The organism is Komagataeibacter kakiaceti JCM 25156 (assembly GCF_000613305.1).
The window spans coordinates 1-1,165 of sequence record NZ_BAIO01000635.1 but is presented as its reverse complement, the minus strand read 5'-3'; the positions used below and the strand labels follow the sequence as shown (position 1 = coordinate 1,165).

Annotated in this window: 1 protein-coding gene and 1 pseudogene; both read right to left on the bottom strand. The window is 64.6% G+C overall.

What is annotated here, in order from left to right; genetic code table 11:
• Positions 1-179 precede the first annotated feature (179 nt).
• Positions 180-839 carry a DNA oxidative demethylase AlkB gene (alkB, locus tag JCM25156_RS17405; RefSeq protein ID WP_025814157.1) on the bottom strand — a complete coding sequence of 220 codons (660 nt, stop codon included), beginning with the start codon at positions 837-839 and terminating at the stop codon, positions 180-182.
• Between the two features lie 71 nt (positions 840-910).
• Positions 911-1,165 (bottom strand): annotated as a pseudogene (locus tag JCM25156_RS17400) (DUF2076 domain-containing protein); the annotation flags it as partial.

Below are 1,165 nucleotides of genomic sequence, written 5' to 3'. Positions count from 1 at the left end.
GCCCGATCAGGCCGCGATTACCGAACGTGCCCGCAAGGCCGCGGCCCTGAAGGGCTGATAAGACAGCCCGTAAATCCTCAGGAAAGTTTTGGTGAAGCTTTTTTCAAAAAGCTTCAGGGAACGCCGCCTTTTTGGAAGAAGGCGGCACCCAAAAACTTTTATTATGTTCCATCAAATGCTTACAACGTGCGCCGGAATGTAAGATTATAGCGGCACGCGCCCGTCACCGCATGCGTGCCCGCGCGCAGCGGGGCGATGGCGTGAAAGACGTAGCGCGACGCCCCGCCCCATACCACCACATCCCCATGCAGCAGCGGGATGCGTCGTAACGGGTCCGTACGACGTAACCCGCCCCACTGGAAAATGGCGGGCAGGCCGAAGGACAGGGAAACCACCGGCGCATCGGAACGCTCATCACGGTCGCAATGCAGCCCCATGCGGGCACCCGGCCTGTAGCCGTTGATCAGGCAGGAATCGGGTTCAAACCCGTCATACCCCGCCGCCCGCGCGGCGAAAACGGCCAGTTCCCGCCATGGTCCGGGCATGGGGGGCCATGGCTGGCCCGTAAGCGGGTCCACCGTTTCATACCGGTAGCCGCGCGCATCACTGCACCAGCCCCGCGCGCCACAGCAGGTCATGGCGACGGACATCATGCCGCCGCCCGGCGTCACCATGCGCCGGAAGGGCGCGAGACGGGCGATCCGCCGTATCCGCGCGATCATCCGGGCCGCATGTTCCGTCGCATGGCCGCGCAGGATCATGGCCCCGTCATCAAGCCATTCGGGGCGCGTGGCCATGGGCGGGCATGGATCAAGCGCCAGTTCACGCTGCTGCGTCATTCCCTCCTCCGCTGAACGAAAAAGGGCACCCGAACCGGATGCCCCTTTCCCATGCCGGCCTGTGTGCCGCGTCAGAAACTGTTATCGTCGCCCGCGTCAAAGCCACCATCGTCGAACCCGCCGGAATCACCGCCCGCATCAAAGCCCGAATCGGCGCTGGCGCCACCACCGGCGAACGGATCGGCGCCCGCGCCACCGTCACCATAATTGTTGTTGATGACCGTCTCGCCCGGCTGCGGCATGCCACCGGCGAATCCGCCCGCGTCATGATGGCCGCTGAACAGGTCGGTCAGCGCATTGCCCACCATCATGCCACCCGCGACACC

Bases quoted from the DNA above. Each gene is read 5' to 3' on its own strand.
- alkB (WP_025814157.1), bottom strand. From the start codon at position 839: ATGACGCAGCAGCGTGAACTGGCGCTTGATCCATGCCCGCCCATGGCC.